The organism is Bradyrhizobium sp. USDA 3315 (assembly GCF_054056795.1).
Window position 1 is genome coordinate 1,463,126 of sequence record NZ_JBSRYP010000001.1, and the last position, 20,993, is coordinate 1,484,118.

Genomic DNA, 20,993 nt, shown 5'->3' on the forward strand with positions numbered 1-20,993 from the left:
CCATCCAGCCTGTGTCTGCAACAAGCGGCGCCTCACATCTTCTTCCAGTCGCCGGCCTGCTCGAAGGCGTGCGCGGCGCGGTAGATGGTGGATTCCTCGAACATCCGGCCGACCAGCATCAACCCGACCGGCAGGCCGTCGACCATGCCGCAGGGCAGCGACATCGCCGGGTGATGGGTGATGTCGAACGGCGCGGTGTTGGTGATCATCTCGAGCGCGCGGGCGACATAGTCCTCGCGGCTGGCATTGGCCGCCGGCAGCGCCGGCGCCTTCATCGGCGTGGTCGGCAGCAGCAGCAGGTCGTAATCCTTGAATGCCTTGTCATAGGCCGCGGTGAGGCGGCGCGAGATGTTGAGCGCCTTGCCGTAGAAGCGCGGACCGAAGCTGTTGTTGATGTAGGTGCCGAGCATCATGAACAGCTTGGTGGTCTCCGACAGCGAATCCGCCTGGCGGCGCCAGCCGCGATGGAAATCCATCAGCGAGGTCGAATAGAGGTCGCCGCGGCTGAGGCCGTAGCCGTCGCCGAACATCATGGTCTGGGTCAGGCCTTCGGTGCCGATCGGGGTCCAGATCGCGGGGCCGACCATGTGCATCGGGATCGACACGGTGTCGACCGACGCGCCGAGATCCTTGAAGCGCTTGGCCGCCTCGCGCACGCTTTCATTGACCGCGGCTTCCGCGGTCGGCTGCTCGAAGCCTTCCTTGAGGATGCCGATCTTCATGCCCTTGACGCCTTTACCCAGCGCCTTGGTGTAATCCTCGACCTTGGGCGCCTTGATGCGCGGATCGTAGCCGTCGTCACCGGCGATCACTTCGAGCAGCAGCGCGTTGTCCTCCACCGTCGCGGTCATCGGTCCGGTGTGGTCGACGAAAATCTCGATCGGCATGATGCCGGTATAGGGCACGAGGCCCCAGGTCGGCTTCATGCCGTAGGTGCCGCAGAACGAGGACGGCATGCGGATCGAGCCGCCCTGGTCGCCACCGATCGCCATGTCGACCTCGCCGAGCGCGACCACGACGCCGGAGCCCGACGACGAGCCGCCGGCCGAGTAGCCCATCTTGTGCGGATTGTGCACCGCTCCGTAGGAGTTGGTGTGGCTGCCGCCGGACAGGCAGAAGTGCTCGCAATGGGTCTTGCCGGCGATCTCGGCGCCGGCATCGAGCATGCGCGTGACGATGGTGGCGTCGAAATCGGGGATATAGCCTTCCAGCGTCGACGAGCCGTTCGTCATCGGCACGCCGGCCAGCATGATGTTGTCCTTCAGCGCCACCGTCTTGCCCTTGAGCTTGCCGGAGGCCGCGCCCTTCACGGTCGACTTGTAGTACCAGGCGTTGCGCGGGTTCTCCTCTGGCGCCGGGCGATAGCCGGGCGTGCGCGGATATTTCACCGCAGGCAGTTCGTCCGGCATCGCGGCGATCACGTTGTAGGCGTCGATCGAGCCCTGCATCAGGCCGCGGAACGAGGCCACATCCTCATCGGTCAGTGACAGGCCGCACTGCTCGGCGACGGCACGAAGTTGCGTTGGTGTGGGAAGGACGACGGTCACGGCGCTCTCCTGATAGCTTTTGATCTTTGGATTTGATCCTTCGAGGCAGGTGCAGCGGCGCGTTGCCCGCGCGAACCGCTCACCCCGTTGTTGTATTGAAAACGGAAATATTTTCCTTTTCAAGTATTATTTCGCAAAACCTTCCGGCGACGCCGTCGCACTGCTCAGATCGGCTTGATCACCCTGAAGTCGAGACCATCGGCTTCGGCAAGATACATCGGCATCCTGGCATGGCCGCTGTGCACCGTGACCGGACCGCGCGGGCCGCGATAGACGAGGTTGTCCGCCGCCGCGAGCAGCGGCCGCATGTCCAGCGTGCCGGCGCGCTTGGCGGCGGCCTCGAGCAGGCAGAACCCTTCATAGGCGGACTCGCTGCACGAGCCGACCGGCGGCGCGAACGCCCCGAACATCGCGCGATAGCGGTCCCTGAAATCGTCGCCTTCGCGTGAGCCGACGGAGGGGAAATAGCCGGAGGCGCAGTACAGGTTCTCGGTCTTGTCGGCGCCGATGCCGAGCAGCGCCGTCTCGTCGAAACAGCCGGCAAAGCGCAGCGTGGTGGCGGCAAGGCCGGCGTCGGCGAAGGCGCGGTTGAAGGTCACGCTGTCGGTGCCGATCAGCGAGATCAGCACGACATCGGGTTTCACGGCGCGGATGCGTTCCAGCTGCGCCTCGTGATTGTCCTCGCCGACCGGCACGAACTCCTCGCCGACCACGAGACCGCCGGTCTCCTTGATGTAACGCTTCACCGCACGGTGCGACTGCCATGGCCAGACATAATCGCTGCCGATCAGGTACCAGCGCGAGGCGCGCTTCGCCTCGGCCAGCCAGTGGATCGACGGCCGGTTCTGCCAGCGCGGCGTCTCGCCGATCGCGATGACGCCGGGCGTCCGCTCGCCGCCCTCATAGACCGGCGTGTAGATGTAGGGGATCTTGCTGCGGGTGATCAGGCCACGCAACGCGACGCGCACCGCGCTGGTGTGCATGCCCATGATGAGATCGACGTCGTCGGATGCGATCGCCTGCTCGGCGCGATCGAGCACGTCCTCGATCGGTCCGCCGGCGTCATAGACCGAGAACTCGACCTCGCGGCCGAGGATGCCGCCGCGCCGGTTGATGTCGGCGACGGCGAGCTGTGCGCTCGAGGTCGCGGCCGGTCCCCACATCCCGGGCGAACCGGTGCAGCAGACGAAGCCGGCGATCCGAAGCCGGCTGCGCGCACCGCGCGGACCGAAACCGTCCCGATCCATCGGTGAAAATACGCGATCGGACCGCGCCGACGTCAGGTTCCGGAACAGCAGGGAAGGCGGGCATGGAAGGCCGCCATACCTGTTGCTCGAGGTTCGGGCCATGACGTAGGGCGTCGAATGCACACCTGCTCCTGTCTGGCACCGGCAAGCCGCGCGGCGAGCGCGGCATCGGCCGGTCCATCTAGATCGTCCTGATCACATTGAAGTCGAGACCGTCGGCCTCGGCAAGATAGATCGGCATCTCGGCGCGGCCGTCGCGAAGGGTGACGGTGCCGCGGGCGCCGCTGTAGACGAGATTGTGCGCTGCGGCGGACAGCGGTCCGATCGACAGCGAGCGCGCCTGGTTGGCCGCCGCTTCGAGAAAGCGCATCCCCTCATAGTTCGACTGCCCGACCGAGCCGATCGGCGGCGCATGCGCCCCGAACATCGCGCGGTAGCTGGTCCGGAAGTCGTCATTGGCGCGCGAATCGATGCAGCCGAAATAGCCGGAGGCGCAGAACAGGTTTTGGGTCGAGTCCGGGCCGATGCCGAGCATCACGGTCTCGTCCATCGCGCCGGCGTAACGTAGCGTGGTCGCCGCAAGCCCGGCCTCGGCGAAGGCACGGTTGAAGGTGATGCTGTCGGTGCCGATCAGGGAGATCAGCACGACATCGGGCCGTGCTGCGCGAATTCGCGCCAGATGCGGCTCGTGATTGTCCTCGCCGAGCGGGACGAATTCCTCGCCGACGACATGGCCGCCGGCCTCCTTGATATAGCGCTTCACCGCGCGATGCGACTGCCAGGGCCAGACATAATCGCTGCCGATCAGATACCAGCGCTGCGCCTTCTTGACCTCGGTGAGCCAGTGGATCGCCGGGCGACTCTCGGCGCGCGGCGTCTCGCCGATCGCCATCACCCCCGGCGTCCGCTCGCCGCCTTCATAGACCGGCGTGTAGACATAGGGGATGCGGCCGGCCGTGACCTTGCGCAGCGCGAGGCGCACCGCCGAGATATGCGAGCCCATGATGACGTCGACCTCGTCGAAGGCGATCGCCCGCTCGGCGCGGCGCACCACCTCCTCGATCGGCCCGCCGGCGTCGTACATCGACAATTCGACCTCGCGGCCGCGGATGCCGCCGCGCCGGTTGATCTCGGCGACCGCGAGCATGACGCTGTTGGCGGAGATCGGCCCCCAGATCCCGGGCGCGCCGGAGAAGGTGATGAAATTGCCGATTCGAAGCTTGCTGCCGGTGCCGCCACGGCGCGACGAGCCGGGCTTGAGGGTCAAAGCGAGATCGGCCGCGCAGGACGACGGGTTTCGAAACAGCAGCGGCGGCGCGACGGGCATGCCGCCATACGCCTGGAAAGAGACCGTCGAGAGCACGCCAACTCCTGTCTGGGAAGCAGTACGCAACGCAGCCAGCGGGCGGTCGCGGCATCCGCCCCTTGGTTGGGGGAATATCCTAGGTGAAAATATTGAATATTCAACAATTGAAGTGCATATAGAAACGGCATGAGTTGCCGGACATTCATTCACCGGGTCAGGAACCAGGTCTCACGCCGTGGCTAAACCGCCGAAAGAAAATTCCCCGATCACCGAACATCTCGCCTACCTGCTGGCGCAAGCCAACCGGGAGATCAACCGGCAGTTGGAGACGCGGCTCGCCAAGGAAGGCGTGCCGGTCGAGCAGTGGCGCATCCTGAAAGTGCTGTCCGACGGCAACGGCCACTCGATGGGCGAGCTTGCGGATGCTGTGCTGCTCAACCATCCGACGCTGACCAAGATGATCGACCGCATGGTGTCGGACGCGCTGGTCTATCGCGTCCAGGACCCCAAGGATCGCCGCAAGGTGCTGATGTTCGTCTCCGACCGCGGCAAGGCGCTGTGCCGGCGGCTCAACTCGCTCGCGGTGAGCCAGGAGGAGCACATCGTCGAGAGCTATGGCGACGAGTCGACCACCGAGCTCAAGCGCCTGCTGGAAAGCCTGATCGGCAGCGCCAATTAAGGCCGCGCCGGCCCGGCGCGCTCCTACCGAAACCATCGAAAAAAGACCGGCAGGAAATGTCGGGATGCGGCGGTTTGGTGCGTCCTCGGGGCGCGCCCTGCGGCGCAGCCTTCGCGCTTGGCCGCGCTGGTCCACCCGATCACTCGCTAGTGAGGATTTCCCGTCATGACTTCGATCACGCCGTTCCTCTGGCTCGACAACAACGTCCGCGACGCGGTTGCCTTCTACCAATCGGTGTTTCCGAACGCCAAGATCGAGACCGTCAGCGATTTCATGGCGAGCTTCGAGCTCGAGGGGCAGCGGTTCCACGCGCTCAATGGCGGGCCGCAGCACAAGTTCAACGAGGCGGTGTCGTTCTTCCTGAGCGTCGAGACCCAGGAGCAGGTGGACTACTTCTGGGAGAAGCTCACCGACGGCGGCCAGGAATCGCGCTGCGGCTGGCTCAAGGACCGCTTCGGCCTGTCCTGGCAGGTGATCCCGACCGCGCTCGGCCGCTATCTCAGCGCCCCTGATCGCAAGGCAGCCGACCGCGCGATGCAGGCGATGCTGAAGATGCAGAAGATCGTGATCGCCGATCTCGACAAGGCCTTCGCCGGCTGAGAGCGATGCGGCTCGACGGGCGCGGGCCAGTCGCCCGCCGCCTCAGCGCGCGCGGCGGCTACGCGTACCGGCCGTGGCAGTGCTTGTACTTCTTGCCAGACCCGCAGGGGCAGTCCTCGTTGCGGCCGACCTTGCCCCAGCTCGCCGGATCGTTCGGATCGCGGTCGGTGGCAATCATCCCCGGCGCCAGCGAGGCCTGGGCGTAGGTCGCCTCGGTCAGGCGGGCCTGCGCGAACTCGTCCTCGCCGGTGTTGGGATCGAGCTTGTGCGCTTCCATCAGCGGCAGCGGCTGCGGCGGCTCCTCCGGCGGCACGATCTCGACCCGCATCAGCTGCGCGGTGACGGCCTCGCGCAGATGCGCGCTCATCTCCTGGAATAGGTTGAAGGCCTCGGTCTTGTACTCCTGCAACGGATCGCGCTGGCCATAGCCGCGCAGGCCGATCACCTGGCGCAAATGGTCGAGCATGATCAGGTGCTCGCGCCAGAGATGGTCCAGCGTCTGCAGCAGGATGGTCTTCTCGACGTAACGCATCACGTCGGGACCCCATTGCGCGACCTTGGCGGCCATGCGCTCGTCGACATGGGTCTCGATGCGCGTCAGCAGCTCCTCGTCGGCGATGCCCTCTTCCTTGGCCCATTCGTCGACCGGCAGATCGACATCGAGCACGCGCTTCAGCTCGTCCTTGAGGCCCGCGGTGTCCCACTGCTCGGCATAGGCGTGCTCGGGAATGTATTTGGTGACCACGTCCTCGACGAAGGCATGGCGCATGTCGGTCACGGTCTCGACGACGCTGTCGTCCTTCATCAGGTCGACGCGCTGGTCGAAGATCACCTTACGCTGGTCGTTCTGGACGTTGTCGAACTTCAAGAGGTTCTTGCGGATGTCGAAGTTGCGCGCCTCGACCTTCTGCTGCGCCTTCTCGAGCGCCTTGTTGATCCAGGGATGGATGATGGCTTCGCCTTCCTGCAGGCCGAGCCGCTGCAGCATGCTGTCGAGCCGGTCGGAGCCGAAGATGCGCATCAGATCGTCTTCCAGCGACAGGAAGAACTTCGAGCGGCCGGGATCGCCCTGACGGCCGGAACGGCCGCGCAGCTGGTTGTCGATGCGGCGGGATTCGTGACGCTCGGAGCCGATGATGTAGAGGCCGCCCGGCTTCTTCACGGTTTTCGCGGGCTTGTTGCCCTTGGCGGGCTCGACCTCGAAATCCTCTTCCGCCTTCAGCACGATCTCGCGGAAGCGCTCGATGTCGGCCTTGATCTGCTCGATCTTCTTGGCCTTCTCGGCCTCATCGGTGATCCCGGCGGTCTCCTGCTGGATCCGCATCTCGAGCGAGCCGCCGAGCTTGATGTCGGTGCCGCGGCCGGCCATGTTGGTCGCGATCGTGATCGCGCCCGGCACGCCGGCTTCCGCGACGATATAGGCTTCCTGCTCGTGGAAGCGCGCGTTCAGCACCGCGAACAGCTTTGCCGGCTTGCCGGCGCGCGCCGCGGCATAGAGCTTCTCCATGCCGGATTCGGACGTGAAGTCGATCTGCTTGTAGCCGTGCTTCTTCAGGTACTCGGCCAGCACTTCCGACTTCTCGATCGACGCCGTGCCGACCAGCACCGGCTGCAGCCGCTTGTTGGCGCGCTCGATCTCGGCAAGGATCGCGGCATATTTCTCGTTCTGGGTGCGGTAGACCTCGTCGTCCTCGTCGAGGCGCGCCACCGGCAGGTTGGTCGGGATCTCCACGACCTCGAGCTTGTAGATGTCGAACAGTTCGTCGGCTTCGGTCAGCGCCGTGCCGGTCATGCCGGACAGCTTCTGGTACATCCGGAAATAGTTCTGGAAGGTGATCGAGGCCAGCGTCTGGTTCTCGGGCTGGACCGTGACGTGCTCCTTGGCTTCCAGCGCCTGGTGCAGGCCTTCCGAATAGCGGCGGCCCTGCATCATGCGGCCGGTGAACTCGTCGATGATGACGACTTCGTCGTCGCGGACGATGTAGTCCTTGTCGCGCGTGAACAGCGTGTGGGCGCGCAGCGCCTGGTTGACGTGATGCACGACGGAGACGTTCTCGACGTCGTACAGCGAGTCGCCCTTGAGCTGGCCGGCGTCGCGCAGCAGGTTCTCCAACTTCTCCATGCCACCTTCGGTCAGCGTCACCGTGCGCTGCTTCTCGTCGACCTCGTAGTCGTCCTTCTTGGCGAGATTCGGCATGAAGGTATCGATGGTGTTGTAGAAATCCGAGCGGTCGTCGAGCGGGCCGGAGATGATCAGCGGCGTGCGCGCCTCGTCGATCAGGATCGAGTCCACTTCGTCGACGATCGCGTAATAGTGCTCGCGCTGGACCATGTCCTCCAGGCGGTACTTCATGTTGTCGCGCAGATAGTCGAAGCCGTATTCGTTGTTGGTGCCGTAGGTGATGTCGCAGGCATAAGCGGCCTTGCGCTCGGCGTCGTCGAGGCCATGCACGATCACGCCGGTGGTCAGCCCCAGGAAGGCATAGATCTGGCCCATCCAGCCCGAGTCGCGGCGGGCGAGGTAGTCGTTGACGGTGACGACGTGGACGCCCTTGCCGGCGAGCGCGTTGAGGTAGACCGCAAGCGTCGCGACCAGCGTCTTGCCTTCGCCGGTCTTCATCTCGGCGATGTCGCCCTCGTGCAGCACCATGCCGCCGATCAGCTGAACGTCGAAATGGCGCTGGCCGAGCGTCCGCTTGGCCGCCTCGCGCACGGTGGCGAAGGCCGGAACCAGGATGTCGTCGAGCGTCTTGCCGCCGGCGAGCTGCTGCTTGAACTCGGCGGTGCGGGCCTTGAGCTGATCGTCCGTCAGTTTGACGAGCTCGGGCTCCAGCGCGTTGATGGCGTTGACGCGGGACTGATACCCCTTGACCCGACGGTCGTTGGCGGAGCCGAAAAACTTGCGGGCGAGCGCGCCGATCATGCGAAATTCCTGTTCTTCGGTCTCGAGTTCGGTCTTCGTTCAGTGTTGGAATTCAACTTGGAATTCAGTCTTGGATTACAGCCTGAGATGGTCCGCCGGATCGCCTATCAACTCACCGTGACGCGCTACGGTTCGAGCCCCGGCCCGGGGGCTCCTCCGCCAATTGAGTGGGAAACAGGCCATCCTGGGTTCAACGGCGAAAAACGCAGCAAAATAAGCGCTCTCGCCGCTGACGCGGTTGGCCAGAGATATGGCCCGGTCGGGGGGTTGTCAACGCTGGCAAGATGTCAAGGAATTCATCATTTTGACAAGACTTTCGCGTTGCCAATGTAACACGATTGGGCGAGTGTCCGCCCCGCTCGAGCTTCCCCCCTTTGAGACAAGGATTTTGCATGACCACCTCGCCCCCGGAAACCAAAACCGGCCTGCGCCTCGGCCTCGCCACCCTGGCCGCGACGGGCTGTCTTGTCGCAGTGCTGGCTGCCGGCCTCCCGGTCCGGGCCGCGGAATCCGATCCGGTGCTGGCGAAGGTCAACGGCTCGGAGATCCACGCCAGCGACGTGGCGCTCGCCGAGGAGGAACTCGGCCCGAGCCTGCAGCAGATGGACCCCTCGACCCGCAAGGACAACGTGCTGTCCTTCCTGATCGACATGAAGATCGTGTCCAAGGCCGCCGAGGACAAGAAGATCGAGAACAATGACGACTTCAAGAAGCGGCTCGCCTTCACCCGCAACCGCCTGTTGATGGACAGCCTGCTTGCCAGCGAGGGCAAGGCCGCGACCACCGACGACGCCATGAAGAAGGTCTATGAGGAGGCCGCCAAGCAGATCACCGGCGAGCAGGAGGTGCGCGCCCGCCACATCCTGGTCGAGACCGAGGACGAGGCCAAGGCGATCAAGGCCGAGCTCGACAAGGGCGCCGACTTCGGCGAGCTCGCCAAGAAGAAGTCCAAGGACCCCGGCGCCTCCGACGGCGGCGACCTCGGCTTCTTCACCAAGGAGCAGATGGTGCCGGAATTCTCCGCGGTCGCCTTCTCGCTCGAGCCGGGCAAGATCTCCGATCCGGTCAAGTCGCAGTTCGGCTGGCACATCATCAAGGTCGAGGAAAAGCGCAACCGCAAGGCGCCCGACTTCGAGCAGGTGAAGGCCCAGATCGAGACCTATGTGACCCGCAAGGCGCAGGCCGACTATGTCGCCAAGCTGCGCGAGGCCGCCAAGGTCGAGCGCATGGACAAGCCGGCCGACGCCGCCGCGCCCGCGGATGCCGCCAAGGACGCGCCGAAGCCGGCCGACAACAAGATGGCGCCGGCGAAGAAGTAAGCTTCGCGACGTCAATAGCTTCAATGCGCGATGGCCGGGCATGTCCCGGCCATTTTGCTTTTTACAGCTTCCTCGTAGCCCGGATGAAGCGCAGCGAAATCCGGGGTCTGTTGCCGCGGAGGGACCTGTCCCGGATTGCGCTTCGCTCCATCCGGGCTACGGCTTCTTTGAAGATCGCGTCGTCCCGGCCAAGTGCGCAACTGCACACGGGGGCCGGGACCCATACGCCGCAGCGGAGCTTGTCTTGCGGTGGCAGCAGTTTCTTGAACAATTGATGACGGTGGTTGGGTCCCGGCCTTCGCCGGGACGACGCCGTTATGCGTTCGCATCGCAGCCCTCTCCCGCTTCTTGCGGCGAGATGTTATGGAGCGCTTCCCTCCCCGTAGCCGGAAGCTTGCCGATGTCCACCGCCGTCTCCCCCCTCGCCCCGCCCGACGTTCCCGAGATGCCCGTGATCGCGGGTGTGCGGCTTGCGACCGCTGCCGCCGGCATCCGCTACAAGGGGCGCACCGACGTGCTGCTCGCGCTGCTCGACAAGGGCACCGCGGTGGCCGGCGTCTTCACCAAGTCGAAGTGCCCGTCGGCGCCAGTCGAATGGTGCCGCGCCAAGCTGAAGGGCGGCGCCGCGCGCGCGCTGGTGGTCAATTCCGGCAACGCCAACGCCTTCACCGGCAAGACCGGCAAGGCGTCCACCGCGCTGACCGCGCAGATCGCGGCGAAGGCGGTCGGCTGCTCGACGTCGGACGTGTTCCTCGCCTCCACCGGCGTGATCGGCGAGCCGCTCGACGCCACCAAGTTCGACGGCGTGCTGGCGCAGCTCGCCGAGACCGCGACCCCCGATCTCTGGATGGACGCGGCGAAGGCGATCATGACCACCGACACCTTTCCGAAAGTCGCCACCGCGACCGTCAAGCTCGGCAAGGCCAAGGTGACGATCAACGGCATGGCCAAGGGCGCCGGCATGATCATGCCGGACATGGCGACCATGCTGTCGTTCGTCTTCACCGACGCGCCGCTGTCGGCCTCGGTGCTGCAATCGCTGCTCAAGGCCGGCGTCGAGGACACCTTCAATGCGCTGACCATCGACGGCGACACCTCGACCTCGGATACGCTGCTGGCCTTCGCGACCGGCGCCGCCGCTGCCAACGGCGCGCCGAAGATCTCGCGCGCCGGCGACCCGCGGCTGAAGGCCTTCACCAAGGCGTTCCAGCAGATCCTCGCTGATCTGTCCGAGCAGGTGGCGCGCGACGGCGAAGGCGCGCGCAAGCTAGTCGAGGTCGTGGTCGAGGGCGCCACCACCAAACCGTCGGCACGCAGAATCGCGATGTCGATCGCCAATTCGCCGCTGGTGAAGACCGCGATCGCCGGCGAGGACGCCAATTGGGGCCGCGTGGTGATGGCGGTCGGCAAGGCCGGCGAGCCCGCCAACCGCGACAAGCTCTCGATCTCCTTCAACGGCATCCGCGTCGCCAAGAGCGGCGCGCGCGATCCGTCCTACAACGAGAAAGAGGTGTCGGAGGCGATGAAGGCGCCGAAGATCCAGATCAAGGTCGCGCTCGGCCTCGGCAAGCGCCAAAGACCGCGTGCTGACCTGCGACCTCACCAAGGAATACGTCGCGATCAACGGCGACTACAGGTCGTAATCGCTTTCCCAATCACCGCCGTCATTGCGAGGAGCGAAGCGACGAAGCAATCCATCCGTCCATGCATGCGGACAGATGGATTGCTTCGCGGAGCCTGTCATCGGGCGCGCGTTCGCGCGACCCGTTGGCTCGCAATGACGGCGTGAGTCCCGTCATCCTGAGGAGCGCGTAGCGCGTCTCGAAGGATGCACGGCCCGATAGCGCCGCGCGGAGAAAATCGGGCCGTCGACCCTTCGAGACGGCCGCTTTGCGGCCTCCTCAGGGTGACGGTGATAGAGCGTGTGCGCTTCGCTAGCTGCTGATCCGCGCGTCGGCGACGGCCTTCTTGAACAGCGCGTTCATCGCGTCGGCGATGCCTTGCGTCGGGCTGACCTCGAAATAGAAGCCCGGCGACGCGCAGGCCTGCATGTTCTGCGCGATCTGGCTGTTCGGCGACGGGCCGAACGGGCCCTGGTTGAACGGATCGATCCAGGTCATGTACCAGCCGTTGGTCGGCAGCTGCAGGTAAGTCGTGTAGAGCACCGCGATCTTGATGCCGCGGTTCTTGATCGCCGTGCACAGCGCCGGATTGATCGGCGACTGGCAGCGATTGCCGCCGCTGATCGGCTTCAGGCAGCTTGAATTCGGCTCGTCGGCCACGCCGTCGGATACGAAGAACAGGTATTTCATCGGCGCTGCCGCCGTGCCCGGGCCCGGCGCGCTGATCGCGTTGCTGATGGCCGGAAGCACCGTCGAGAACTGGCTGTCCTTGTCGGCGGTGTAGGTATCGTTGTTGCCGTAGACGCCCATCAGGTCGATGTTGCCGGCCGCGGTCTTGGCGCTCGACAGGCTGGTCGACAGCGAGAACAGCGCGCGCAGGCCGATCGTCTTCGACGAGGCGCCGAAATCGTAGATCGCCATCCGGTACTGGCTGGCATAGGTCGCAGTGTTCGCGGCCGTGTCCATCAATTGCTGGGTCGCGCTGCGCAGCACGTCGATCCGCGTCGTCACGCCGAGCGTCTTGGCGAGATTGTAGTAGTTGTTGGCGTCGTTGTAGTCGTGACAGGCGAAGGCGCACTTGTCGGACGTGTTGTTGACCATCTTGGTCACGTCAGCGGGCGTCGCCGCAACCCCCATCGACGGCGAGTTGTCGAGCAGGAGATAGAAATCGATATAGAGCGGCATGTTCGCGGTCGAGGTCGACGCGCCGGTCACCGTCATCTTGCTTTGTCCGATCACGCCGAGGAACATGGTCGGGACATCGGCGGTGAACTTGACCGTCGAGGTGATGACGCCGCCGTTCTTGGTCATGGTCGGCGTCACGCTGGTCAGCGTGAAGCCGTTCTGGTTCAAGATGTTGCCGTTGAAGATCTTGGTTGCATCGGCTTCGCCCGCCTGGATCTCGCCGTCCGAGGTCATGGCGCCGGCGGCGATGAAGCCGGGCGACGCCTTGGCGATCGATCCGACGCTCGCGGCGTCGGCGGCCGATATCAGCTTGCTGCGGATCTGGTTGGCGCGGGAATAGTCGACCGCGCATCCGACTGCGACGACGAGCGGCAGCACAGCGAGGCCAAAGGTCATTGCGATGTTGCCGGAGCGATCGCGACGGAAACGGCTGATGGTCCGGATCAAGGTGCTCATGGGTTATGTCGGCAAAGAATATGATGGGCAGATAGATGAGAACCTTCACCCTGCCGGATACGAATTAAGGCCGGCTTATCGCGATCGCGGAAAGCCGCGCGGGCATAAATCGTTTGGCTGACAGCGCGTTGCTGGTTAATGAAAGCTTGCAGACTGGAAGGAATCCCCCGCCGCATGGCTGACATCAAGCTGACCCTCGTCGTCGCCTGCGCGCTTGTCGATGCCGACAAGCGCGTGCTGCTGGCGCAGCGCCCCGAGGGCAAGGCGCTGGCCGGCCTGTGGGAATTCCCCGGCGGCAAGATCGAGCCCGGCGAGCGGCCGGAGCAGACCCTGATCCGCGAACTGCACGAGGAGATCGGCATCACCGTGAGCGAGCCGTGCCTCGCGCCGCTGACCTTCGCCAGCCATGCCTACGAGACCTTCCATCTGCTGATGCCGCTCTACATCTGCCGGCGCTGGGAGGGCATCGCGGTGGCGCGCGAGGGCCAGAACCTCGCCTGGGTCCGCGCAAGCAAGCTACGCGACTACCCGATGCCGCCCGCGGACATCCCGCTGCTGCCGCATCTGATCGATCTGTTGCTGTGATCTTCTTCGCCTCTTCCGCTCGCGGGGAGGCGCGCTACCAAAATATCGAAAACAACCCCATGCAAAGCAGGTGGCGGTGGCCGGCGTCCGACCAGGCGACTTGACACGTCGGGCAACTCACCGGCATAATTCCATTATTCCGAAATCGCGTAAGCGCCCCCTCGCCTTCCCCGCAAGGGCAGGGCAATCGCATATGAACGCGACTTATCCGCTGGCTCGGTCGGCCTCTCCCGCTTGCGGGGGAGGCCGGATCGCATCGCAGATGCGATCCGGGTGGGGGCCATTTCCGCGATACGACTCGTGGAGAGACCCCACCCCAACCCTCCCCCGCAAGCGCAGGGGTGTCCGGGGAATGATTCACTGTGTCGCGGTGCATGCTCGGCAGGACCGAGGCAAATCGGTCTTTTCTGGTTGTCGAGACACAGAGGGCCGAGCATGCGATATCGCGGTAGCATTTTTGGAAGGCTGCTTGAACCGATCAATCGACGGCAGTTTCAGACGGTTGTGGATCGTCTGGACGGGGATGCCTACGACAAGTCGTTCAGGAGCTGGGATCATCTGGTGGCGCTGATCTATGCCCAGCTTAGCGGCAACAGCAGTCTGCGCGGGGTGGTGACTGGCTTCAACGCCAATTCGCAGCATCACTATCACTTGGGAACCGGCAAGCTGTCGCGCTCGACGTTGTCCGATGCCAATGCCCGCCGTCCGATCGGCATTTTCGCGCAAACCTTTGCGGCGCTGTCGGCGATGGCGCGTCGCCAGCTGCGGAGTGAAGGCATGGAGATGGTGCGTCTGATCGACGCCAGTCCGATCCCGCTCGGCAAGGTCTGCAGTTGGGCGACGTGGAACGGCCGCATCCGCGGCATGAAGCTGCATGTCGTCTACGACCCAAGGAGCGATGTCCCGACCTGCGTCGAGATGACGGCCGCGAACGTCAATGACATCGAGATCGGCCGACAGACCCCAATCCAGCCCGCCACCACCTATGTGTTTGACAAGGGCTATTGCCGTTTCGACTGGTGGCAGAAGATCAATGATAGCAAGGCTTTCTTCGTTACCCGGGCGAAGACGAGCATCCGTCTTCGCTCGCTCAGGCATCGCGCCATCCGCAAGCGTAACGGGGATGGCTTCGAAATCCTTGCCGATGACGAGGTGAAGCTCACCAGCAAGGGCGATTCGCGCCTTCCAATCCCGCTCCGCCGCATCAAGATCAGACGCGAGAAAGGCGGCAAGATCACACTCCTGACCAACGACCTTGCCCGTAGCGCCGTCGAGATCGCCGCCCTCTACAAGAGCCGATGGCAAATCGAGCTGCTGTTCCGCTGGATCAAGCAGCATCTCGATATTCGCAAGTTCCTCGGCGCCAACGACAACGCGATCCGCCTTCAGGTGCTCGCTGCGATGATTGCCTACCTGCTGCTGCGCATCGCCGCTCACACCAACTGCATCAAAATGCTCCCGCTCAGGTTCGCCGAACTCGTCGGCCAGCTCCTGCTCACGCGTCGATCCCTCGCTGCCATCGACAAACCTCCGCCCATCAACCCCAGCCGTCGGAAATCAACCATCTCACCTGACCAGATGGAGCTCCGCTATGCCTGAATTTCCCCGGACACCCCTGCCGCAAGCGGGAGAGGGAGTCCTTGCATCGTGCGTCCCTAACGCTTCGTCCCCTTCACCGCCGCCTCCAAGCTCGCTTTCGCCGAGCCGGGCTTGAGCGGCTTCGGCTGGCCTTCATGCGGCGCCCAGCCGGACAGCCAGACGATGTCGAAGGTGGCGCGGATGCGGCCGTCGGGATCGGCGAAACGCTCGCCGTAGATCTGCGCCATGCGCAGCATGGTGGCGCGGCGGGTCAAGGTGTGCCGGCGCTCGCGCAGCACATTGGTGGCGCCCATGCGCCTGAGATCGGCCATCAGCGCGAAGGCGCTGGCATAGCGCACCACGACGCGGTCGACGTCGGTCACCGGCAGCGCGAATCCCGCCCGCTGCAGCAGCGCGCCGATATCGCGCAGATCGGCGAACGGCGCGACGCGCGGCGAGGCCCCGCCCTCGCACTCGGCCTCCGCCGCGGCAAAGCTCTGCCGCAGCTCGGTCAGCGTATCGCCGCCGAGCATCGCCGCAAGCAATAGCCCGTCCGGCTTCAGCCCCCGGCGGATCTGCGCCAGCACGCCCGGTAGGTCGTTGACGAACTGGAAGGCGAGCGCGGAGACCACGAGATCGCGCGACTCCGGCGCCAGTCCGAGCGCTTCCGCCTCACTGAATCCGATCGCATCGACCGCGGCGACACGCCCATGCAGGGCGTCCGCGAGCCCGTTGCCCGGCGTCCAGACATCGGCAGCCGCCGAAAAGCTGCGTGACACCGCCAGCAAGCGGTCCGCCATGTCTTCGCTGGCACGCTCGAGCAGGAATGTCGCCGCGCCCTCGCGCCGCGCGCGCGCCAGCCGCGCGCCGAGCAAGGCGCGATCGAACAGGATGGGGGCGGTCGGCGGGTTCGGTGTCATGCCGGCTGGTTACGCCGGACCGCCGCCGCAGGCAATGTGCCTTGAGCCTGCATTGATCAAACGCTAGCCTCGCCCGCCATGGACGCCGAGGCATCACCGACACGCTCCATTACCGGTCACGTCCACCGCGCGCTCGGCGCGATCGGGAGCGCGTGGCTGCGCACCGCGCGGCTGGCGCTCGATATCGCGCTGCCGACGCTATGCGTTTCGTGCCGTGAGCCAGTCGATGGCGAGGGGGTGTGCGCGACCTGCTGGGCCAGATTGTCGTTCATCGCGCCGCCGTTCTGCCCGCGGCTCGGGATTCCCTTCGTCTACGATCCCGGCCCCGAGCTGCTGTCGATGGAGGCGATCGCCAATCCGCCGGCCTACAGCAGAGCCCGCGCCGCGGTGCGCTATGACGATGTCGCGCGCACGCTGGTGCACGCATTGAAATACCAGGATCGCACCGATCTGGCGCCCACAATGGGTCGCTGGATGGCGCGGGCGGGGAAGGAATTGCTCCACGACGCCGATCTGCTGGTTCCGGTTCCTCTGCACTGGCGGCGCGGCTGGAGCCGGCGCTACAACCAGTCCGGGGCGCTCGCCAAGGTGATCGCGCTCCAGAGCGGCGTCAAAATGACTGCCGAAGCGCTGCGGCGCATCCGCGCCACCGAGCAGCAGATCGGGCTGTCACGCAAGGATCGCGCCAGCAATGTCCAGGGCGCATTCGGGGTCGCCGATGAACGCAAGGCTGACGTCCAGGGCCGCCGCGTGATCCTGATCGACGACGTCCTGACCTCGGGCGCGACAGTGGACGCCTGCGCACGGGCGCTGCTCCGCGCCAAAGCCGCGCAGGTCGACGTGCTGGTGTTTGCCCGGGTTGTCGATACCCACCGCGCTCCCATATAATCTGACATTCTGGTTCAACCGAGCGCACCATGACCGCTGCCATTGAAATCTACACCCGCCCGGGCTGCGGTTATTGCAGCGCGGCCAAATCGCTTTTGACGCGCAAGAACGCCGCGTTCACCGAATTGAGCGTCGCCAGCAACCCGGCCTATCGCGACGAGATGTATGGCCGCGCCGGTGCCGGCTCGACCTTCCCGCAGATCTTCATCGGCAAGACCCATGTCGGCGGCTGCGACGAGCTCTACGCGCTCGACCGCGAGGGCAAGCTCGACGGCCTGCTCAGCAACGGAGGCGGCGCCTGATGACGGAGAACATTTTCACCGCCGCCATGGTGCAGATGCGCACCGGATTGCTGCCGGAGCCGAGCCTCGAGCAGGGCACGCGGCTGATCCGCGAGGCGGCGGCGCAGGGTGCCAAGTACGTGCTGACCCCTGAGGTCAGCAACATGATGCAGCTCAACCGCAAGGCGCTGTTCGAGCATTTGGCGAGCGAAGAGGACGACCAGTCGCTCAAGGCGTATCGCGCGCTGGCCGCCGAACTGAAGATCCACCTGCATATCGGCTCGCTGGCGCTGCGCTACTCGCCGGAGAAGGCGGTCAACCGTTCGTTCCTGATCGGGCCCGAGGGCAATCTGCTCGCGAGCTACGACAAGATCCATATGTTCGATATCGATCTGCCGGGCGGCGAAAGCTATCGCGAATCGGCCAATTATCAGCCCGGCGAGACCGCCGTGATCTCCGACCTACCCTGGGGCCGAATCGGACTCACGATCTGCTACGACGTGCGCTTCCCGGCGCTGTACCGCGCGCTGGCCGAAGCCGGCGCATCGTTCCTCACCGTGCCGTCCGCCTTCACCCGCAAGACCGGCGAAGCGCATTGGCACACGCTGCTGCGCGCCCGCGCCATCGAGACCGGCTGCTTCGTGTTCGCAGCGGCGCAGGCCGGCCTGCATGAGAACAAGCGCGAGACCTTCGGGCATTCGCTGATCATCGACCCCTGGGGCGAGATCCTCGCCGAGGGCGGCGTCGAGCCGGGCGTGTTCCTGGCCGAGATCGACCCCGCCAAGGTCGAGACTGCGCGCAAGACCATTCCCTCGTTGCAGCATGGCAGGCGTTTCGGCATTGCCGACCCCAAGGCCGGCCCGGAGCATCTGCACCTCGTCCGGGGTTCGGCATGATCCGCTACACGCTGCGCTGCGAGCGCGGCCACCAGTTCGAGAGCTGGTTCCAGAGCTCCGCGGCCTATGAATCGCAGGAGCGGCGTCACCTGATCGATTGCCCGTCGTGCGGCTCGAGCAAGATCGAGCGCGCGATCATGGCGCCGCAGGTCGTCAGCAAGAAGGGCCGCGAACCGGCCCAGCCGGCGCCGGCCGCGCCCGTCGAGGCGACTGGCAATGAATCGACGTCGCTGATGATGGCGCAGGAGCGCGAGCTGCGCAGCAAGCTGAAGGAGCTGCGCGACCACATCGTGAAGAACGCCGACAATGTCGGCGACCGCTTCCCGAACGAAGCGCGCAAGATGCACTACGGCGATATCGAGCACCGGCCGATCTACGGCGAAGCCTCGCCCGAAGAGGCCCGCGCGCTGATCGACGAAGGCGTCGAGGTCTCGCCCCTGCCGACGCTGCCGGAAGACCGGAATTGACGCGCAGCGTCATTCCGGGGCACGCGAAGCGTGAACCCGGAATCTCGCGCCGCAACCTCGAGATTCCGGGTTCGGTGCTGCGCACCGCCCCGGAATGACAATCTGGGAAGAGCATGCCCCCCGACTCATTCTCCTCCTGGCAGGTCTGGGCGTTTCTTTCCGCCGTCTTCGCCGCGCTGACCGCGATCTTCGCCAAGGTCGGCGTCGAGGGCATCAACTCCGATCTCGCCACCCTGATCCGCACCGTGGTCGTGCTGATCACGCTGTCGGCCATCCTGTTCGCGACCGGACAGTTCACCCAGTCCGGGCCGATCTCGGGCAAGAGCTGGCTGTTCCTGCTGCTGTCCGGGCTCGGCACCGGCGCATCATGGATCTGCTATTTCCGCGCGCTCAAGCTCGGACCGGCCACGCTCGTCGCGCCGATCGACAAGCTCAGCGTCGTGCTGGTGGCGCTGTTCGGCGCTACCTTCCTCGGCGAACGCCCCTCGGCCTATGGCTGGATCGGGATCGCGCTGATCTCCGCGGGCGCGGTGCTGATCGCGGTGAAAGGGTAATTACGCGGCGATCAAGAGCGCGACGCCGATCACGATCAGGACGATGCCGAACACCTCGCGCAGCGAGAACGGCTGCTTGAGCGAGAAATACGCCACGCCCTGCGCGAACAGCACCTCGATCAGCGCCAGCGTGCGCACATTGGCGGCGGCGGTGAGCGCGAACGCCAGGAACCAGAATTGCGATGAGAATGCGCCCATGAAGCCCGCGAACATCGAGGGCCGCCACAGCTTGAGGATCGACCTCAGCACGTCGGGCGCGCGCAACAACAGATAGACCGACAGGATCAGCGTCTGCACGAGGAGGCTCCACATCAGCGTGTAGGAGGCCGCCGTAACAAATGAGACGCCGGGCACCGCGATGATCGCGCCGCGAAAGCTCACCGCCGAGATCGCGAACACTGCGGCGGCGCCGAGGCCGAGCACGGTCGGGCGCAGGTCGGCGAAGCTCTTCTGCCCACCGGGCCGCAACGCGGTGATGACGACGCCGATGGTCGCGATCACGATCGCGATCACCTTGGACGAGGTGAGATGGTCGCCGAGGAAGATGAAGCCGAAGATCGCAGTCTGGATCGCCTCGGTCTTCATGTAGGCCGTGGTTACCACGAAAGAGCGGTCGTTCATCGCCAGCAGCATGAAGCCGGTGCCGACGATCTGGCTGAGCGCGCCGGTCACCAGCCACGGCCAGAACGACGATGACGGCCACGGCACGCGATCGCCGGTCAGCAGCACCGCCAGCGCGAAGAACACCACCGAGAACGGCAGGCCGAACAGGAAGCGGATATTGGTCGCGCCCCAGGTCCCGAGCGGCCCGGTCAGATGCCGCTGCATCGCATTGCGAGCCACCTGCCCGAACGCAGCGACGATGGTGAAGGGGATCCAGAGCGAGGCGATCGTGAACATGGGGGATAAGGAAAGCATGCCGGCGGGAGTACACGCCCAGCGTGCCGATTGCCGCTGACGCGGTCAACCGAGTGGGCGCATGACTGGATTGCGCGATGTCCACAAACTTCCGTAGCCCGGATGAAGCGAAGCGCAATCCGGGGCCAGCTCATCCGCGGACGAAGGGGTCCCGGATTACGCTACGCTCCATCCGGGCTACGCATTCTGTGTTCGCAGGGACGACACCTGTTGTGTGGCCAAGGCCGTGACACTCAACTCACACCTCTTCCGCCACCACCATGTAGTTCACGTCCATGTCGGTCGACACGGTCCATTTGTCGGCGAGCGGGTTGTAGACCACGCCGGCCTGTTCGGTGACGGTGAGGTTGACGTCGCCGAGATAGCGCTCGAGCTCGGCGGGGGTGACGAACTTGCTCCACTCATGGGTGCCGCGCGGCAGCCAGCGCAGCACGTATTCGGCGCCGACGATCGCCAGCGCAAAACTTTTCCAGTTGCGGTTCAGGGTCGAGACCACCATCAGCCCGCCGGGCTTGAGCATGACCGCGCAGCGCTTGATGAAGGCGCCGACGTCGTTGACGTGCTCGACCACCTCCATCGCCAGCACGATGTCGAAGCGCTCGCGGGCGTCCATCTCTTCCACCGTGGTGCAGCGGTAGTCGATCGACAGATGGCCCTTGTCGGCGTGCAGCTTCGCCGCGGCGATGTTGGTGGCGGAAGGATCGATCCCGATCACCTGGGCCCCTAACCGCGTGAACGGCTCGCACAACAGGCCGGCGCCGCAGCCGATATCGAGCAGGCGCAGGCCGGACAGACAGTTGAGGCTCTTGGCGTTGCGCTCGAACTTGCGGCAGGCGGCGTCGCGGATATAGGTCAGGCGCAGCGGGTTGATCTTGTGCAGCGGCGCCATCTTGCCGCGCGGATCCCACCATTCATCGGACAGTTTCGAGAATTTCGCGACCTCGGCCGGATCGACCGAGCTGGCGGAGGCATTGGCGGAGGAACTGGCGGAGAAACCGGAAAGCGTTGATTGCGTGGCCATG

General features: G+C 65.1%; 18 protein-coding genes and 1 pseudogene. 11 read left to right on the forward strand and 8 right to left on the reverse strand.

Going from position 1 to position 20,993, the window contains the following annotated elements; genetic code table 11:
• Positions 1 to 32 precede the first annotated feature (32 nt).
• The 3 genes from ACVIYL_RS06785 to ACVIYL_RS06795 form a co-directional block, all read right to left on the reverse strand.
• On the reverse strand, positions 33 to 1,547 hold the full coding sequence (locus ACVIYL_RS06785; RefSeq protein ID WP_456778063.1) for an amidase: 1,515 nt from the start codon (positions 1,545 to 1,547) through the stop codon (positions 33 to 35).
• A gap of 164 nt (positions 1,548 to 1,711) precedes the next feature.
• Positions 1,712 to 2,896, reverse strand: coding sequence for a substrate-binding domain-containing protein (locus ACVIYL_RS06790; RefSeq protein WP_456781789.1), 1,185 nt, complete (start codon positions 2,894 to 2,896; stop codon positions 1,712 to 1,714).
• Between the two features lie 79 nt (positions 2,897 to 2,975).
• Positions 2,976 to 4,157, reverse strand: coding sequence for a substrate-binding domain-containing protein (locus ACVIYL_RS06795; protein WP_456778064.1), 1,182 nt, complete (start codon positions 4,155 to 4,157; stop codon positions 2,976 to 2,978).
• A gap of 178 nt (positions 4,158 to 4,335) precedes the next feature.
• On the opposite strand from ACVIYL_RS06795, the gene ACVIYL_RS06800 reads away from it, so the two are divergent.
• Both ACVIYL_RS06800 and ACVIYL_RS06805 read left to right on the forward strand, forming a co-directional pair.
• A complete protein-coding gene (locus ACVIYL_RS06800) occupies positions 4,336 to 4,779 on the forward strand; it encodes a MarR family winged helix-turn-helix transcriptional regulator (RefSeq protein WP_310882110.1) in 444 nt (147 codons plus the stop codon).
• 165 nt (positions 4,780 to 4,944) lie between these two features.
• The gene (locus tag ACVIYL_RS06805) at positions 4,945 to 5,379 is read left to right on the forward strand and encodes a VOC family protein (protein ID WP_168858585.1); all 435 of its coding nucleotides are present in this window, start codon (positions 4,945 to 4,947) and stop codon (positions 5,377 to 5,379) included.
• Positions 5,380 to 5,437: 58 nt separating this feature from the next.
• Here the strand turns inward: ACVIYL_RS06805 and secA are convergent, their stop codons facing one another.
• Positions 5,438 to 8,302, reverse strand: a complete 2,865-nt coding sequence (gene secA, locus ACVIYL_RS06810) for a preprotein translocase subunit SecA (protein WP_456778065.1) — start codon at positions 8,300 to 8,302, stop codon at positions 5,438 to 5,440.
• A 392-nt stretch (positions 8,303 to 8,694) separates the two neighbouring features.
• On the opposite strand from secA, the gene ACVIYL_RS06815 reads away from it, so the two are divergent.
• The gene (locus ACVIYL_RS06815) at positions 8,695 to 9,621 is read left to right on the forward strand and encodes a peptidylprolyl isomerase (protein WP_028337312.1); all 927 of its coding nucleotides are present in this window, start codon (positions 8,695 to 8,697) and stop codon (positions 9,619 to 9,621) included.
• A gap of 400 nt (positions 9,622 to 10,021) precedes the next feature.
• Positions 10,022 to 11,264, forward strand: a pseudogene (gene argJ, locus ACVIYL_RS06820) (bifunctional glutamate N-acetyltransferase/amino-acid acetyltransferase ArgJ).
• Between the two features lie 291 nt (positions 11,265 to 11,555).
• Here argJ and ACVIYL_RS06825 read toward each other — a convergent pair.
• Complete coding sequence (locus tag ACVIYL_RS06825) at positions 11,556 to 12,884, reverse strand: TadE/TadG family type IV pilus assembly protein (protein ID WP_456778066.1); 1,329 nt, start codon at positions 12,882 to 12,884, stop codon at positions 11,556 to 11,558.
• 174 nt (positions 12,885 to 13,058) lie between these two features.
• Between ACVIYL_RS06825 and ACVIYL_RS06830 the strand changes: the two genes are divergently transcribed.
• Both ACVIYL_RS06830 and ACVIYL_RS06835 read left to right on the forward strand, forming a co-directional pair.
• The gene (locus ACVIYL_RS06830) at positions 13,059 to 13,469 is read left to right on the forward strand and encodes a (deoxy)nucleoside triphosphate pyrophosphohydrolase (protein ID WP_028343243.1); all 411 of its coding nucleotides are present in this window, start codon (positions 13,059 to 13,061) and stop codon (positions 13,467 to 13,469) included.
• Between the two features lie 435 nt (positions 13,470 to 13,904).
• A complete protein-coding gene (locus ACVIYL_RS06835; protein WP_057015126.1) occupies positions 13,905 to 15,068 on the forward strand; it encodes an IS4 family transposase in 1,164 nt (387 codons plus the stop codon).
• Positions 15,069 to 15,124: 56 nt separating this feature from the next.
• Here the strand turns inward: ACVIYL_RS06835 and ACVIYL_RS06840 are convergent, their stop codons facing one another.
• Entirely contained in the window at positions 15,125 to 15,967 is an 843-nt protein-coding gene (locus tag ACVIYL_RS06840; protein ID WP_253606052.1) for a methyltransferase domain-containing protein, read from the reverse strand.
• A 78-nt stretch (positions 15,968 to 16,045) separates the two neighbouring features.
• On the opposite strand from ACVIYL_RS06840, the gene ACVIYL_RS06845 reads away from it, so the two are divergent.
• From ACVIYL_RS06845 to ACVIYL_RS06865, 5 genes are all read left to right on the forward strand, one after another.
• Entirely contained in the window at positions 16,046 to 16,855 is an 810-nt protein-coding gene (locus tag ACVIYL_RS06845; protein WP_253606051.1) for a ComF family protein, read from the forward strand.
• 29 nt (positions 16,856 to 16,884) lie between these two features.
• Positions 16,885 to 17,157, forward strand: a complete 273-nt coding sequence (gene grxC / locus ACVIYL_RS06850; RefSeq protein WP_057015554.1) for a glutaredoxin 3 — start codon at positions 16,885 to 16,887, stop codon at positions 17,155 to 17,157.
• On the forward strand, positions 17,157 to 18,032 hold the full coding sequence (locus ACVIYL_RS06855) for a carbon-nitrogen hydrolase family protein (RefSeq protein WP_057015555.1): 876 nt from the start codon (positions 17,157 to 17,159) through the stop codon (positions 18,030 to 18,032). Before grxC ends, ACVIYL_RS06855 begins: the two co-directional genes overlap by 1 nt.
• On the forward strand, positions 18,029 to 18,499 hold the full coding sequence (locus tag ACVIYL_RS06860; RefSeq protein ID WP_092083110.1) for a DUF1178 family protein: 471 nt from the start codon (positions 18,029 to 18,031) through the stop codon (positions 18,497 to 18,499). Before ACVIYL_RS06855 ends, ACVIYL_RS06860 begins: the two co-directional genes overlap by 4 nt.
• Before the next feature lie 113 nt (positions 18,500 to 18,612).
• Positions 18,613 to 19,053, forward strand: a complete 441-nt coding sequence (locus ACVIYL_RS06865; RefSeq protein WP_456778067.1) for an EamA family transporter — start codon at positions 18,613 to 18,615, stop codon at positions 19,051 to 19,053.
• Here the strand turns inward: ACVIYL_RS06865 and ACVIYL_RS06870 are convergent, their stop codons facing one another.
• Positions 19,054 to 19,953: an EamA family transporter gene (locus ACVIYL_RS06870; RefSeq protein ID WP_456781790.1), complete on the reverse strand. Its 900-nt coding sequence runs from the start codon at positions 19,951 to 19,953 to the stop codon at positions 19,054 to 19,056.
• A gap of 256 nt (positions 19,954 to 20,209) precedes the next feature.
• Complete coding sequence (ubiG, locus tag ACVIYL_RS06875; RefSeq protein ID WP_456778068.1) at positions 20,210 to 20,992, reverse strand: bifunctional 2-polyprenyl-6-hydroxyphenol methylase/3-demethylubiquinol 3-O-methyltransferase UbiG; 783 nt, start codon at positions 20,990 to 20,992, stop codon at positions 20,210 to 20,212.
• Between the last annotated feature and the right edge of the window lies 1 nt (position 20,993).